Origin of the sequence: Trinickia mobilis (assembly GCF_017315705.1) — a bacterium.
GTDB classification, from domain to species: Bacteria; Pseudomonadota; Gammaproteobacteria; order Burkholderiales; family Burkholderiaceae; genus Trinickia_A; species Trinickia_A mobilis.
Genome location: NZ_JAFLRF010000048.1, coordinates 23,819 through 38,464, shown reverse-complemented (window position 1 = coordinate 38,464; position 14,646 = coordinate 23,819). Strand labels below are relative to the sequence as shown.

Sequence of the window (14,646 nt, the reverse complement as noted above, 5' to 3'; positions counted from 1 at the left end):
GCCGTGAAAATTTTTTTTGCTGCGCTCGGGATGAGGCCGGAAACACTGGCCGACGTCTAGGAACCGCGTTCCTTTCGGTCCGTGCGGCGACGCCAACATCGTTGCAGTTGCAGGTTCATCTGCATCAGCGCTTTCTGCATGTGCTGGATATGGGCCGCGGCGCATTCGAGCGGGCGTTCGCGTTTTCGCAATTAGCAACGTAGGGCAGCCACGTCTCGCCGCGGGCGGAAGCTTGCTCGCAGCAGCCGGTACGAGTGCAGCTTCTGAAGCCAATTTCCGGCGCGGGCGAGTATTTGGACAGTTCGGTGGTTAAAGAGCAGGGTAGGTGACATGCTCCTTACACCTCCGTGCCTCGGGGTCCCTCAAACGAGCTGATGTTTTTTGACGGCCTTTGCGTTCCACTTGATACCATTGCCGGGCTGATCAGAAAGGACAGCCAATCCGTCCTCGATGCGCAGGGGCTCGTCAAGCAACGGGTCCGCCCAGTCGACATATTCAAGCCAATGCTTTGTCGGAGTTGCTGCGAGTAGATGAGCGCTGACCTCCGGGAACAGGTGGGACGAAACCCGTCGCCCTGTTGCCGCAGCGAGACCATTTGCAAGCCGCCACCCCGACACTCCGCCAATGCGGTCGAGGTCGAACATCACATAATCTGTGGCGTCGGCCTTCAGTGCGTCAAACAGCGGCGCCACGCCAACAAGATTCTCGCCGAGCTGTATTGGCGTTCTTGTCGATGCCGCGATCATTGCAGCGTGCACGAAGTCATCATGTCTGATTGGCTCTTCAATCCAATACACGCCTTCGTCGTCCAGCAGGGGACAGTACTCCATGGCGTTTGCAAAGTTCAGCGCTTGATTGAAGTCCACCATGACCGAAACCATATCGGGCAGGCGTTTGCGTACGGCCCGGATGGCTGCGAGGTCGTCAGCAAAGCTGGGACGTCCCAACCGCATCTTCACTGCGCGAAAGCCAGTTGAAATCAACTCTTCGGCCTCGTCGGCAGCGAGTTCCGGCGACACCAGACCAAGACCGTTGCTGTTGTAGGCCGCGATCCGCTGCGTTGTTCCGCCCAGAAAGGTTGCAAGTGGCAAGCCTGCTGCGATCGACAGCGCGTCCCATGCCGCCACATCGATGGCGGATGAGATCATGCAAAGCGGCCCATAAAGACCGGTCAGCTTGAAATATCGTGCGATCGACGTCGAAAGCTCGACCGGAGCCACCGCCTGGCCCGCCAGGAACTCGCTGAGGTCGCTAACCATTAACTGTAGAGAGCGCGCCACCGATTCCAGATAGCAGAAGGCGTATGACCGCCCGGAGACGCCCTCGTCAGTCTCCAGCGTGACCAAAAGCAGCGGTGCGTTGCGAATTGTCTGGGCACTGGTGCCCAAAGCGCGTTTCATGGGTACCGAGACTGCGACCGCAGTCAATGACCGGACCTTGAGGGGGTGAGATGTCATGTTTGGCTGACTCACTCACGCGTACCTGCAGCGTACAGTTCGAGGATGTCAGCGATGGCACTGTTCTTCGGCGTCGGAATATTCAGTTGCGCTCCAAACTCTGAGACGCCGCCGCTCAACCAGGGCAGTTCCATACGATTGCCACGCTCGAGGTCGTGGTGCATGGACGATGTCATCGTCGCGGGGACGGTGTCGCAGAACGCCAGTCGGTCATGTGCGAAATTCGCAGGGAGGTCTACTCCCTTCGCGCGCCCGACCGCCACCACTTCATCCATGACCTGCAGGAGAAACGCCCGGGTGCGCGGGTTTTCGCGAATCGGGCCAATAGGCTTGCGGATCGAAGCCGTTGTGCCCGACAGACCGACGAGGAACACAAACTTCTCCCAGATCAGGCGCTTGATGTTGTCGCTGATTTCAGCGGTGATGCCCGCCTTCTGGCACGCCTCGTAAAACATTTCGACCCGTGCGGAGCGACTACCGTCGTATTCACCAAACACAAGCTTTTGCATTGTGCCGGTGTGCGCGATGATGCCGGGCTCGGAAATCACGGCCGCGATATAGCAAACCCCGCCGATAATCGACTGAGTGGGCAGGTAATCGGCCAGAATTTCATCCTTATGCACGCCATTCTGGAACGAAAGGACGGCGGCGCCTTGATCGACCAGTGGTTTGAGTGCCCTGGCCGCCGTGTCCGTATCCCAGAGCTTCACCGCCACCAGCACGAGATCCACCCTTCCGACAGCATTCACGTCGTCGACCGCCTTGGGATCTTTCAAGAGCACGTCCCCCAGCGGGCTCGATACACGCAAACCGTTTTTGCGCATCGCTTCGAGATGTTTGCCCCGGGCGACAAACGTTACGTCGTATCCAGCCGCGGCTAGCCGCGCCCCAAAATATCCGCCAACACCTCCGGCTCCCAAGACAGCGATCTTCATTTAGCGATCCTTACGACGACTGACAATATAAGTCTGGTCCACCCGTCAGCTCCTGCCCACGGGGCGCTTGCGTCTCCATCAGGTTTTTTGCCGTTCACGTGGGTTCGCTCATCATAGCGCACCGCCCTAATGCGACAGAACCTGCGATCTTACGTGTCCAAACCGCGTGAAGCCTATTCCGAACAGGAATATGTGTTATTCCATGGCTGGAGGTATCCTGGCCCGGGGAGCAGTTTCCGGTTACGGCCCGCCATGAATAACGGTAATTCTTTCCAGGAATAGGCGCAGCAGTCAGTCCACAGGCACACTATGGCCTGGCAGGGACAGCTTTGCCCTGGTGCACGAACGAAGGCCCGGCGCGATCTTGCGCGCCGGCAGATTCAAAATTTGGAGGCCTTAACCATCCATGTCACTGCGAGACGAACTCAACGCGTTCCGTGAAGAATACCAACGCACGGCACCGCCCGAACGAACCGCGCTGTACGATCGGCGGGTCAAGGAACTTAAAACCCGGTTCCAGGTTTCGTCTGCATCGAAGGTGGGCGAGGAGGCTCCAGACTTCGTCCTGCCGGATGTGGCAGGCGCCGACGTCGCGCTCCACGCCATGTGCCGGCGAGGTCGCGTAGTACTGGTGTTCTACCGCGGCGGCTGGTGCCCGTACTGCAATCTGCAACTACGCGCGTATCAACGCCTGCTCCCCGAATTTGCTGCGCGAGGCGCGCAGGTGGTTGCGATTTCGCCCCAGCTTCCTGATCGGTCAGCCTCGACGCTCGAATCGAATAGGCTGGAATTTACCGTATTGAGTGACGCGGCAAACGTCGTTGCGCGCGCATTCGGTCTGGTGTATTCACTGCCGGACGATTTACGAAAAATACTCGACTCACTGGGGAAATCGCTACCGTCGGTCAACGGAGACGACAGTTGGGAACTTCCCGTTCCTGCGACCTATGTCATCTCCCGGGATCGGAAGATCGAGTTCGCGCATCTTGATGTGGATTATCGCGAGCGATGCGAACCCGCGGCGGTCCTCGAAGCCATCGGTCGGCTCCGCGACGCAGAGTGAGATCGGTTTGCGAGCGATGGTGTTCGGGGCGGTACCGGCGCGCGTTGACGCGAGCGATTGCGATAAAGCTTGAGGGAGGGCGCCGCCCGACGTTTTGTGTCTATTTGATGGCGACATGAATCAGCTTAAAAGCAATCGCCCGGAGGGCGTGCGACAGCGACTCGTCGACCGGCTCGGTGCCGTCGGGACGGTATCGGTCGCGCAGCTCTTCGGCACATCGCTGTGGTTCAGCGCAAACAGCGCGGCTGACGATCTGATGCGTGCATGGCATGTCAGTGCTGCAGATATAGGCTGGCTGACCAGCGCCGTACAGCTGGGGTTCATTCTTGGAACGCTGGTCGTTTCAGTAACCGGTGTTGCCGACCGGTTTCGGGCCAGTTCGATCTTCGTATGCAGCGCATTGGCGGGCGCAGTATTCAATGCATGCTTTGCGTTGTTTGCAGGCGGCATCGTCGGCGGCGCGGTGTTCAGGTTCCTAGTCGGCGTGTGTCTGGCAGGCATCTATCCGATTGGGATGAAACTAATCGTCGGCTGGGCGCCAGACCGCACCGGCCCTGCGCTCGCCCAACTCGTGGCAATGCTCACGCTAGGGACTGCGTTGCCCCATGCGTTAAGGGGGGCTGGCGCAAGCCTGCCCTGGCAAGAGGTGATCATCGCCACCTCCGTCATTGCAGCTGCTGGCGCGTGGCTGATCTATCTGCTGGGCGATGGACCGCATTTGCGCAGCGCGGCTCGAATAGAGGAAGGGGAGGCACGGAGGTCTCCGTCCGTGTTAAGTGCGTTTCGCATTCCGGCCTTTCGTTCTGCAGCGTACGGATACTTTGGGCACATGTGGGAACTGTATGCGTTCTGGACGGTGGTGCCGCTGTTTGTCGCTCACGCGTCGATCTCCTCCTCTGTTCACGTCGGAGGTGTGTCCGGATTGTCATTTCTTGTGATTGGTGCGGGCGCGCTGGGTTGCGTTGTCGGCGGCGCGCTCTCGACACACTTTGGCAGTGCAAAAGTAGCCGCTGCAGCGCTGTTTCTGTCGGGGCTGTGCGGCGCGATATTCGCCGCGGGTTGGCGCGAGCTTACGCCTGTTATGATGTTGTCCTTACTAATCGTTTGGGGCGCGGCCGTCGTAGGAGACTCACCTCAATTCTCGGCGATCAGCGCGAGATCCTGCCCGCCTGAGCTCGTTGGCAGCGCCCTTGCGATCCAGAACTCGATCGGTTTTGCGATTACCGTAGTGTCTATTTCAGGGGTGACCTCACTGTTTGAACGAATCGGGCTCGATGCAGCCTGGCTGTTGCTTCCCGGGCCGATCCTGGGGCTGATTGGTTTCGGACCGATGTTCCGCAGGCAAGACAAACGGTTGGACTGAGCGGCGGTCTTTGCTTGGGCAACGCCTTCGCGCTGGCGCTCGAGCATCATTTCCCGTTCGAACTGCGCGGCTCCCCACCGGTGCAAGATTCGCGTAGTCAGTGCCGCCGTCCCCTGCGGCTTATCCGGCGCAGCATGAAAGCTGCCTCACATCCTTCGAGAAGGTTTGCGCGGCGAGCTTCAGGCCCTCGACCATCGTCAGGTACGGAAACAGCTGGTCGGCGAGGTCCTGTACGGTCATCCTTGCTCCGATCGCGATCGCGGCCGTCTGGATGAGTTCGCCCGCCTCGGGCGCCACCGCCTGCACGCCGATGAGCCGGCCGCTGCCGGCTTCCGTCACCAGCTTGATGAAACCGTGCGGGTCGAAGTTCACCAGCGCGCGCGGCACGTTATCGAGCGTTAGCGTGCGACTGTCGGTCTCGATGCCAGCGTGCTGCGCCTGTGCCTCGCTGTAGCCGACAGTTGCAACCTGTGGCTCGGTGAAGACGACCGCCGGCATCGCATCGAGATCGAGCCGCGAATCGCCTCCGGTCATGTTGATCGCCGCGCGCGTACCGGCGGCCGCCGCGACATAGACGAACTGTGGCTGGTTGGTACAGTCGCCGGCGGCATAGATATCCGGTGCGCTCGTGCGCATGCCTGCGTCGACCGCAATGGCACCGCGTTCGTCGAGCTGCACGCCGGCGCTCGCCAGATTCAGGGTGCCGGTGTTGGGGGCGCGGCCGGTCGCCACCAGCAACTGGTCGGCCCGCACCTCGCCGTGGTTCGTGCTGAGGACGAACCTGCCGTCGGCGTATGACACCTGACTCGCCTCGGTCTGCGTCAACACCTCAATGCCTTCGGCGCGGAAGGCAACCGTTACCGCTTCGCCGATCGCCGGGTCCTCCTGGTAGAGCAGCGTGTGTCGAGCCAGAACGGTGACGCGACTGCCGAGACGCGCAAAGGCCTGCGCCAGTTCGGCGGCCACCGCCGACGAGCCGATCACAGCCAGCCGCGCGGGACTCATGTTGCTTGCCAGCGCCTCGGTCGAGGTCCAGTACGGCGTTTCCTTCAGGCCCGGAATCGGCGGCACTGCGGCAGTTGCACCCGTGGCAATCAGGCAACGATCGAACGACACCGTATGTTCGCCGCCGGCGGTCAGCGTGACGGTGAGCGTATGGCTCCCCGTGAAGCGCGCCTCGCCGTGGAGGACGTTGATGTTCGGGCTCGTGTCGAGAATGTTTTCGTATTTGGCGTGGCGCAATTCGTCCACGCGCGCCTGCTGCTGGGCGAGCAGGCGCGGCCGATCGATCACCGGCGCTACAGCACCGATCCCCGCATCGAAGGGGCTCGTCTGGCGTAGATGCGCGATGTGGGCTGCACGGATCATGATCTTGGAGGGCACGCACCCGACGTTCACGCAGGTGCCGCCGATGGTGCCGCGCTCGATCAGTGTCACCTGCGCGCCGTTTTCGGCGGCCTTCAGCGCAGCCGCCATGGCAGCGCCGCCACTGCCGATCACAGCGACCCGCAGCGCGCCGGCATCGTCGCCACGCTTCCCATCAGCCCGCGCCCAGCCGGGCGTCTTGCCGGGATGCTCAGCGCTGGAAGCGCAGGTCATCCCCTCGATCTTCAAGGTCGTCATGGGCTTGCTCCGTTCTTTCATGGATCGGGTTAGATACGTCACCGATCAACCCTTGCGTAAGTTGCCGGTGCCCGATTCACGCGTATCGGTAGGACAGACGCGGTGCTCGGGGGAGAACAGGTCCCAGATCGATGTCGCCAGCATGATGGCGAGACCGGGATAGAGCAGCCAGCCGCTACGCTCGCCATAGGCCCGCATTACGAACACGGCCGTCAGCACCAGTACCGGGCCGATCAGGCCGGGCGTGGTACGGCGCCACCGCCGATGATTGAGCCAGCCGATCGCATTGGCGAACAGCGCGATGCCGGCGAATACCGGCAGCAGGATGCGGATGAACACCCCTTCATACTCGCTAAGAAAACCCAGACCAATGGCCGCACCCAGACTGGCGATCGCGGGAAAGCAGCTCGCACAGCCCATCGCCGACACGATGCTGCCCAGCAAACCGGCCTTATCGGCCGCGCGCGTAAAGAATGACATGACAGTCCCTCCGTAACTTCAGTGCGATGCGAGGATCGCGGCCAATCCGCCGGCGGCCAGCGCGCCGCACCCTTTCTGTGGTTCCGCCATACGCTGGCCCTTCCTGATTGCCGATGAGTAGCGTAACGTTACTTCCGTACCTATGTACGGAGTCAAGCGGTATGGAAATCGGTAGCGAAAACCTGACCATCGGCGCCTTCGCGAAGGCGGCCGGCGTCAATGTCGAGACGATCCGCTTCTATCAGCGCAAGGGCCTGCTGCTCGAACCGGAGAGGCCGTATGGCAGCATTCGTCGCTACGGCGCAGCGGACGTGACGCGGGTGCGGTTCGTCAAATCTGCGCAGCGGCTCGGCTTCAGCCTCGACGAAATCGCGGACCTGTTGAAACTGGAGGATGGGACGCATTGCGCTGAGGCGAGCAGACTCGCGGAGCACAAGCTGCGCGACATTCAGGAGAAGCTCGCCGATCTCGGGCGCATGGAAGCGGTGCTTACCCAGCTCGTGTGTGCGTGCCATTCGCGCAGGGGTAAGGTGTCGTGCCCGTTGATTGCCTCATTGCGGCAAGGCGAAGAACCGCGTGACGCCGGCGTCGTGTAACGGCCATTCGGCCTTATATCTGCAATCGTCATCGCAGGCGGCCGGCGTCACTTTGCAAATGCATCCGGTTACCTGATCGACCGGTAGGTTTCGGCGCGTTCAGCATGGGTCAGCACGAGTTGCCAGAGCTGCCCTTGCCGGGAGCGAAAGAATCCTGCGCAGCAAAGCAGATAATATTTCCACATAAGGTAGAAACGCCTGTTGTAGCGGGACTGAAGACGCGGCCACGCCTGGTCGAAGCGATCCCACCATGCCATCAGGGTACGGTCGTAGTCCTGGCCGAAGTTATGCCAATCCTCGATGATGAAGCGGCCTTCAACGGCATCGGCAATTTCCCTGGCTGAGGGAAGCTTCCCGTTCGGAAAAATGTATTTGTCGATCCAGGGGTCGGTTCCTTGGCTTGTCGTGGCAAGGCCGATCGAGTGCAGAAGGAATAGACCTTTAGGCGCTAACAGGCGCTTGGCAGTGTCGAAATAGATCTCGTAGTTTTTCGGCCCGACGTGCTCGAACATGCCGACGGAGACAATCTTGTCGAAGCTACCCTGCAGCTCACGATAATCCTGAAGGATCAGCGATATCGGGAGCCCTTTACAGCGCTCTTTGGCGAGCGCCAGTTGCTCTTTGGAGACTGTGACGCCAGTCACGTGCACGCCGTATCGCTCAGCAGCGAACTTGGCGAGCCCACCCCAACCGCAACCTATGTCGAGCAGCGTCTCTCCGGCGCTGAGCTTAAGCTTGCGGCAAATCAAATCGAGCTTGTCAAACTGCGCCTGCTCTAGATCTGTCGCGTTTTCCCAGTAGCCGCACGAATAGATCATGCGGCTGTCGAGCATGGCCTCGAATACGTCATTCCCCGCGTCGTAGTGGCGCTCGCCCACTTGGAAAGCGCGGTCTTTCGATTGCAGATTAAACAGGCGATGACGGAGGTGCTCGAACACGAGTCGAAATTTCGCGATGCCGATCGCTGCCGAATCGATGTCCGTACGGAGCAACCTCGTGAACAGTTCGTCGAGGTGGTCGCTATCCCACTGGCCGTCCATGTACGACTCGCCGAGGCCAAGCGACCAACTTGAAAATACACGCTTGTATACTTCTTCGTCGAAGACTCGAATGTCCCAGTGGCGGTCTCCGTTGATCTCGACGTCAGCTTTCTTCAGCAGCGACGTCAGAATCTCCGGTGCATGTTCGATTAGGTCCGGGGTCTTGTATTCAAATTGGTCGAGGGATTGCTGTTCACGCTTCATGCCGGTTCCAGATCGATGATTAGTGTTTTCCGCTAGTTCGTATAGCAAGCTTCCCACAGGGGTTCAACGAGAAAACCGATCATTCTTCCGTGAAGCAACTCTATGGAACGTAACTGCCGGCGGCAAGTGTCATTCCCGACAGCGATGTAGCGACACGTAATCCCGGCCGCGCAACCGTTGCCTAACGTCAGGAGGGACGGGATTAGGCGAGAATCTCATCAACGAAACGAAGAAATGCGTGACCCTTCGCGTTGATTGGTTTGTCTTTATTGAACGCCCCGCGTCGCAGCGGACGGCTCCGTTGCGCAGGGCGAGCATCCCTCGCCCTGCGTTTCCTCTCCAGCGCCGAACGCGCGCAGGATTGCCGCGTCGCTTTTAGTCCGCCGGCGGCACGTCCAGCGTGGTGTCGTTGAGGCGGTTGAACGTATTGGTGAACACCGTCAGCGCGATAGCGAGCGTGATTTCAACCAGTTGCGAATCCGTGTAGCCGGCTGCCTTGATTGCTGCGAATTCGCTCGCGTTGATCGTGCCGCTCGTAGTTTGAATAACCCGCACAAAGCGCACGAGAGCATCACGCTTGGCGTCGCCGGTCGGCTTGCCTGCGCGGACCAGCTTGAGCGTTTCGGCGGAAACTCCGACCATTTTCCCGATCATCACGTGTGCGCGTACGCAATAGTCGCAACCCGTGTGTTCGCTGACGGCCAATTTGACAATCTCGAGATCTTTGTTGCCCAGCGTGCCTGCACCAAGAGCCCCGTCGGCGGTCAGATAGGCCTTCAGGATGTCGGGCGACAGGGCGCCGACCGCTGCAAACAGGTTAGGAAGAGCGCCGCCCGTGGCTTTTTTGGTCAGGGCGTAGGCTTCGGCAACTGCACCGGTGGCGGATTTGACGTCAGGTATGGAAATACGGCTGCTCATGTGACACTCCTTCGTGGTGTGAATCGGTATCTCAACTTTAAGTTGAGGCATTACGCTTGCCGAGTCGATCAAGTGTCAAAAATGTGCTCGATCGGATCAATCGCGGTTAGAAGCAACCTTGGATGTCGTAATCGCCGTATATTTAATTGCCACAACACGTTAGAAGTAGCATCTTGTTAAACCCTAAGACGAATTGAGAATGCAGGAGGATTAATCGATGAACATCCCGGACGGACTTAAATACGCGGAATCGCATGAATGGGCTCGTGCGGAGGCGGACGGCACGTGGACGGTCGGCATCACCGACCCCGCGCAGGAGTCGCTCGGCGAGATCGTGTCGGTCAAATTGCCGGAGGTCGGTCTGAGCGTGAGCGCAGGCACACCCATAGCCGTGCTCGAATCGGTCAAGGCGGCGTCGGACATCCACGCGCCGATTTCAGGCGAGATCGCGGCGGTCAACGAACTCCTAGGCGAGGAGCCGGATTCCATCAATCGCGCCCCGTACGATTGCTGGCTGTTTCGCATCAAGCCGGCGGCGAACGCGAAGACCGATCAACTGCTAGGCGCCGCCGAATACGCGAAGACGGTCGATTAATAAAACAAGGCAGACGAGAATCGCCAAGACTCGTCTGCCATCGGCCGATGGTCGGACTCACGCTGCGTGCAGTACCCGGCCATCGGCTCGTCCAACGCCGGCCGCGGGACTGTTCAGGAGATAGGGTGCGCGGGGCAACGAACTGTCATTCGTGCTCGGAATGGACTTTATCGGCGAACTGCGCGGCGGTCGTTGCGGAATCAACGTGGAGTGAGCGGGGGGGCGCCGGATAGTCCGGCGCCGATGCTTCCGCTTTTGCGCTCCCGCGAACCGAACGGCGCCACTCGCCTGGTGTCACGCCGACGCGTTGTGTAAAGGCGCGGCGGAATGCGGAAACCGACTGGTAGCCGATCGCCTCCGCCACGGCCTCCGCCGTGGCCGACGGCTGACTGAGAGCGTTGGCGGCCAGGCTCATCCGCAGGTCGGTCAGCAGGTCATAGGCGGAGCGGCCGAAGCTATCCTGAAAGTGCCGCATGAAAGTCGCGCGCGACATGTTGCAAAGGCGCGCGAGCTGCGGCAAGTTCCAGGCGCGCGCAGGATCGTCGAACATTGCGGTGATGGCGGGCGCGAGCCGCGGATGGCCCGCGAGCGCGAGCAACCCCGTTTGCGCCGCGGCTGACTCGCTTGCCAGCCTCAGTGTCAGCGCGAACAGCGCTGTCGAGAGCGCGTTGAGCATCGCTCGACCGCCAAGGCGGCTCTCGAGCGATTCGGCCCGCATCAGAAAAATCAGGTTCGTCATCTGGCCGGACGTCTCATGCGAGCCATTGGCGTCCTGGGGGGCTGCGTGAACCACCAACACCGGCGGCAGATTTCCGCGTATCAGCCGGTCATTGGGGGCCGATAAGACGAAGTGGCCGCACAGCATCTCCAAACGCTCGCCCGTCCCGTCGTTTTCGCTGATAGTCAGGTTGGGTTGCTCGCGCTCGCGGGCGGGCGATGCAGGGATACCGCTGCCGTCGTGAAGCACGTGCTTCGAATTGTTCGGCAGCAAAACGATGTCGCCCGCAGTGAGGCGATGTATGCCGCCCGAGCCATCCTCCAGCACCGCTGACCCTTTGAGCACGACGTGGTAGGGAATCTCGCTCGACGGGGATTGCGGATACGCGACGCGCCATGGCGTGCCGTAAACGCAGCGGAACTCAAGCCGTCCCGCGACGGACCCGATTTCTAGCAAATGACTTAACCAATCCTGAGCTGGCACGATGAATACTCCGAAAATGACACGTCTGGCGATCGATTGATGCTTTCTTCGAGTACACGGGCCGGTGCGTTCCGGTCGGAAAGGCCGGCTGATACAAGCTCGCTGGGAAAGCTGCCTTCGCCGCCGCGGCCCACGCCCACAACGCGATGACCAGCACGAGCCAGTCGCCCGGAAAGTGCCGGCCTGATGCCGTTGCTTGCACGGGTCACGAGGAAAGTTAGATATGTCATTTAGGTATCCTATCGTGATTGATAAAAGCGAAGGCGCGGCAACAGAGCGCCTGCGCCGCTGCGCTTTACTTGACCGGCGGGAAGTCCACGTCGGTGGCGTTGATGCGGTTGAACGTGTTCGTGAAAATCGTCAAAGCAATGGCCAAGGGGACCTCGACCAGTTGCGCATCCGTGTAGCCGGCCGCCTTGATCGCCTCGAACGCTTGCGCGCTGATCGTGCCGCTCGTTTGCTGCAGGGTCTGCACGAAGCGCACGAGCGCGTCGCGCTTGGCGTCGCCGGTCGGCTGGCCCGCCCGGATCAGCTTGAGCGTCTCCGGCGATAGGCCCGTCATCTTGCCCAGCACCGTATGCGCGGCGACACAGTAGTCGCAGCCGTTCAACTCGCTGACCAGCAGCTTGATCGTCTCGACTTCCTGCTTGGTCAGCGAGCCGGCGGCGAGCACGCTTTCAGCGTCGAGGAACACTTTCAGCGTCTCAGGTGACATTGCCCCCAGCGCGGCGAACACATTGGGGATACTCCCGCCGGTGACTTTCTTCACTTGCGCATACGCTTCGGCGGCGGCACCCGTGGCAGAGACAGTATCCGGTATGGTCAGACGGCCAGCGTTTAGGAACGCTTTCAGCCTCTCTGGTGACATTGCCCCCAGCGCGGCGAACAGATTGGGGATACCCCGGCCAGTGACTTTCTTCGCTTGCGCAGACCCTTCGGCGGCGGCACCCGTGGCAGAGGCAGTAGCAGGTACGGTGATACGGCTCATGGTGCGACTCACGGGGCAGGTGGTTAGATGTCTCCACTATAGGTTTGCCGGGTGATATTTATAAGTCTCAAAAGGCTCGCTGGGATGCTGATTAGTGTCATGCGGTAGTTTTCGTTACGCCATTCGATTCCTGGTTCAAATGCGCTGAAAAACGTCTGTCGTCGTCACGGCCCCTAATTTCATCCGTCCAAAAACGAGCAAGGCGCGGTGGTATTTCCACCGCGCCTTGCTTTAATCGATCTTGTCAGCCGTGTATTCGCGGATCAATTGTCCAGGTAAGCGACTTCGCCGTGCAGCTCGGTGTGGAGCCCGCGATGCGCAACCGCGGCATCGACCTTGACGGGCGTCACGCGATCGATCAGCCAAGCATGCCCAAGGTGATTTGATCGGGTGATCAACCTGTGGCCCCACAACCTGACAGAGCGTGCGACCGGCGGTTTTCTTGACCTCGGCATGGACTGAGACCGTCGCGCCGGTGGCTGATGCAATCGCGGGCACTGTCGGCGCGGCCCTTCATTTGCCAAGTGAGACGATCAGGCATGCGTTTGATCTGTTCAAGGATTCATTTCCCGTTGGGCGCCCGATACAGTGCCACCATGCGAGCCGGCCGGTTCGCGAATCACCCACTGGGCGCTCGCGTGCGGGCGCTGCACTTTAACTCTTTGGCAGAGATTGCAATAGCGCGCGTTCGGCGCGTGCCGTTGCGTAACAGAAAGGATAGCCATGCCCAAAGAATATGACATCGCCGTGATCGGCGCCGGTCCCGGCGGTTATATCGCCGCCATCCGCGCGGCGCAGCTTGGCAAGACCGTCGCCTGTATCGAGAAATGGAAAAACCCAGCCGGCGCCCTGAAGCTCGGCGGCACCTGTCTTAATGTCGGCTGCATTCCGTCGAAGGCGCTGCTGGCGTCATCGGAGGAATTCGAATCCGCCTCACACCATCTCGCCGAACACGGCGTTAGTGTGTCTGACGTGAAAATCGATGTCGCGAAGATGTTGGCGCGCAAAGACGGCATCGTCGAAAAGATGACGCGGGGCATCGAGTACCTTTTCAAGAAGAACAAGATCACGTGGCTGAAAGGCCACGGCAAGTTCGTCGGCAAGAACGACGCCGGTGTGCAGATCGAGGTGAGCGGCGAGGGCGAGACCGAAGTGGTCACCGCAAAGAACGTCATCATTGCGACGGGTTCAAGGGCGCGTCATCTGCCGAATGTTCCCGTCGACAACAAGATCATCGCCGACAACGAGGGCGCGCTCGCCTTCGATTCGGTGCCTAAGAGGCTTGCCATCATCGGCGCGGGCGTGATCGGCCTGGAGCTGGGCTCGGTGTGGCGCCGCCTCGGCGCAGAGGTGACCGTGCTCGAAGCGTCCCCGCAATTCCTCGGCGCGGCCGATGACTCGCTCGCGAAGGAAGCCGCGAAGCTCTTCAAGAAGCAGGGCCTCGACATTCATCTCAGTGTCAAGATCAACGAAGTCAAGGCGACCGGCGAGGGCGTCACGCTTGCCTATGCCGACAAGGACGGCAACGCCAAGACGCTCGAGGCAGATCGGATGATCGTCTCGGCCGGGCGCGTGCCGAATACCGACAACCTCGGTCTCGGAGCGATCGGTCTGAAGGCGAACGAGCGCGGCTTCATCGACGTCGATGACCGCTGCCGCACGAGCGTGCCGAACGTCTACGCGATCGGCGACGTCGTACGCGGCCCGATGCTCGCCCACAAGGCGGAAGAGGAGGGCGTGCTCGTGGCCGAGCTCATCAATGAACAAGAGTCGCACATCGACTATAACTGCATTCCGTCGGTGATCTACACCGATCCAGAAATCGCCTGGGTCGGCAAGACTGAGCAGCAGCTGAAGGCCGAAGGCCGCGAGATCAAGACGGGCCAGTTCCCGTTCATGGCGAACGGCCGCGCGCTCGGCATGGCGAAGTCGGAAGGGTTCGTCAAGATGATCGCGGACGCCAAGACTGACGAGCTGCTCGGCGTGCATATCATCTCGGCGAACGCATCGGACCTGATCGCCGAAGCCGTGGTGGCGATTGAGTTCAAGGCGACCTCGGAAGACATCGGCCGCATCTGCCATCCGCATCCTTCGTTATCCGAAGTGATTAAGGAGGCGGCGCTCGACGTCAAGAAGGGCGCGCTCAACAAGTAAGAACCGGCTAAAGGCGTGTCTCGCCGGCT

The 14,646-nt window shown here is 60.5% G+C and carries 14 protein-coding genes and 1 pseudogene; 6 read left to right on the top strand and 9 right to left on the bottom strand.

The genetic code is table 11. The annotated features are described in order from the left end of the window. A partial coding sequence (locus tag J3489_RS32770; protein WP_207004979.1) for a hypothetical protein occupies positions 1-203 on the top strand: 203 nt, incomplete at its 5' end. Between the two features lie 159 nt (positions 204-362). Here the strand turns inward: J3489_RS32770 and J3489_RS32765 are convergent. Continuing rightward, positions 363-1,457 carry an enolase C-terminal domain-like protein gene (locus J3489_RS32765; RefSeq protein ID WP_207004978.1) on the bottom strand — a complete coding sequence of 365 codons (1,095 nt, stop codon included), beginning with the start codon at positions 1,455-1,457 and terminating at the stop codon, positions 363-365. 11 nt (positions 1,458-1,468) lie between these two features. Further along, positions 1,469-2,392: a ketopantoate reductase family protein gene (locus J3489_RS32760; RefSeq protein WP_207004977.1), complete on the bottom strand. Its 924-nt coding sequence runs from the start codon at positions 2,390-2,392 to the stop codon at positions 1,469-1,471. A gap of 406 nt (positions 2,393-2,798) precedes the next feature. Here J3489_RS32760 and J3489_RS32755 point away from each other — a divergent pair, with 406 nt between their 5' ends. After that, complete coding sequence (locus J3489_RS32755) at positions 2,799-3,455, top strand: peroxiredoxin-like family protein (protein ID WP_207004976.1); 657 nt, start codon at positions 2,799-2,801, stop codon at positions 3,453-3,455. A gap of 115 nt (positions 3,456-3,570) precedes the next feature. Next, positions 3,571-4,818 (top strand): MFS transporter, encoded by a 1,248-nt coding sequence (locus J3489_RS32750; RefSeq protein WP_207004975.1) that lies wholly within the window; start codon positions 3,571-3,573, stop codon positions 4,816-4,818. Between the two features lie 120 nt (positions 4,819-4,938). Here J3489_RS32750 and merA read toward each other — a convergent pair. Both merA and merC read right to left on the bottom strand, forming a co-directional pair. Continuing rightward, positions 4,939-6,384: pseudogene (merA, locus tag J3489_RS32745) on the bottom strand (mercury(II) reductase); the annotation flags it as partial. A 102-nt stretch (positions 6,385-6,486) separates the two neighbouring features. Then, the gene (gene merC / locus J3489_RS32740; RefSeq protein ID WP_207004973.1) at positions 6,487-6,921 is read right to left on the bottom strand and encodes an organomercurial transporter MerC; all 435 of its coding nucleotides are present in this window, start codon (positions 6,919-6,921) and stop codon (positions 6,487-6,489) included. A gap of 161 nt (positions 6,922-7,082) precedes the next feature. Between merC and merR the strand changes: the two genes are divergently transcribed. Next, the gene (gene merR, locus J3489_RS32735; RefSeq protein WP_207004972.1) at positions 7,083-7,517 is read left to right on the top strand and encodes a mercury resistance transcriptional regulator MerR; all 435 of its coding nucleotides are present in this window, start codon (positions 7,083-7,085) and stop codon (positions 7,515-7,517) included. Between the two features lie 68 nt (positions 7,518-7,585). Here merR and cfa read toward each other — a convergent pair whose 3' ends face one another. Further along, positions 7,586-8,761, bottom strand: coding sequence for a cyclopropane fatty acyl phospholipid synthase (gene cfa / locus J3489_RS32730; protein WP_207004971.1), 1,176 nt, complete (start codon positions 8,759-8,761; stop codon positions 7,586-7,588). A 375-nt stretch (positions 8,762-9,136) separates the two neighbouring features. Continuing rightward, on the bottom strand, positions 9,137-9,679 hold the full coding sequence (locus tag J3489_RS32725; RefSeq protein ID WP_207004970.1) for a carboxymuconolactone decarboxylase family protein: 543 nt from the start codon (positions 9,677-9,679) through the stop codon (positions 9,137-9,139). A 217-nt stretch (positions 9,680-9,896) separates the two neighbouring features. Between J3489_RS32725 and gcvH the strand changes: the two genes are divergently transcribed. Then, positions 9,897-10,274 carry a glycine cleavage system protein GcvH gene (gene gcvH, locus J3489_RS32720; protein ID WP_207004969.1) on the top strand — a complete coding sequence of 126 codons (378 nt, stop codon included), beginning with the start codon at positions 9,897-9,899 and terminating at the stop codon, positions 10,272-10,274. 145 nt (positions 10,275-10,419) lie between these two features. Here the strand turns inward: gcvH and J3489_RS32715 are convergent, their stop codons facing one another. The 3 genes from J3489_RS32715 to J3489_RS38410 form a co-directional block, all read right to left on the bottom strand. Then, positions 10,420-11,475, bottom strand: coding sequence for a cupin domain-containing protein (locus J3489_RS32715; RefSeq protein ID WP_207004968.1), 1,056 nt, complete (start codon positions 11,473-11,475; stop codon positions 10,420-10,422). Positions 11,476-11,770: 295 nt separating this feature from the next. Beyond that, positions 11,771-12,343: a carboxymuconolactone decarboxylase family protein gene (locus J3489_RS32710; RefSeq protein WP_207004981.1), complete on the bottom strand. Its 573-nt coding sequence runs from the start codon at positions 12,341-12,343 to the stop codon at positions 11,771-11,773. A 383-nt stretch (positions 12,344-12,726) separates the two neighbouring features. Further along, entirely contained in the window at positions 12,727-12,861 is a 135-nt protein-coding gene (locus J3489_RS38410; protein WP_255555306.1) for a hypothetical protein, read from the bottom strand. A 325-nt stretch (positions 12,862-13,186) separates the two neighbouring features. Here J3489_RS38410 and lpdA point away from each other — a divergent pair, with 325 nt between their 5' ends. After that, a complete protein-coding gene (gene lpdA, locus J3489_RS32705; protein ID WP_207004967.1) occupies positions 13,187-14,617 on the top strand; it encodes a dihydrolipoyl dehydrogenase in 1,431 nt (476 codons plus the stop codon). Positions 14,618-14,646 lie beyond the last annotated feature (29 nt).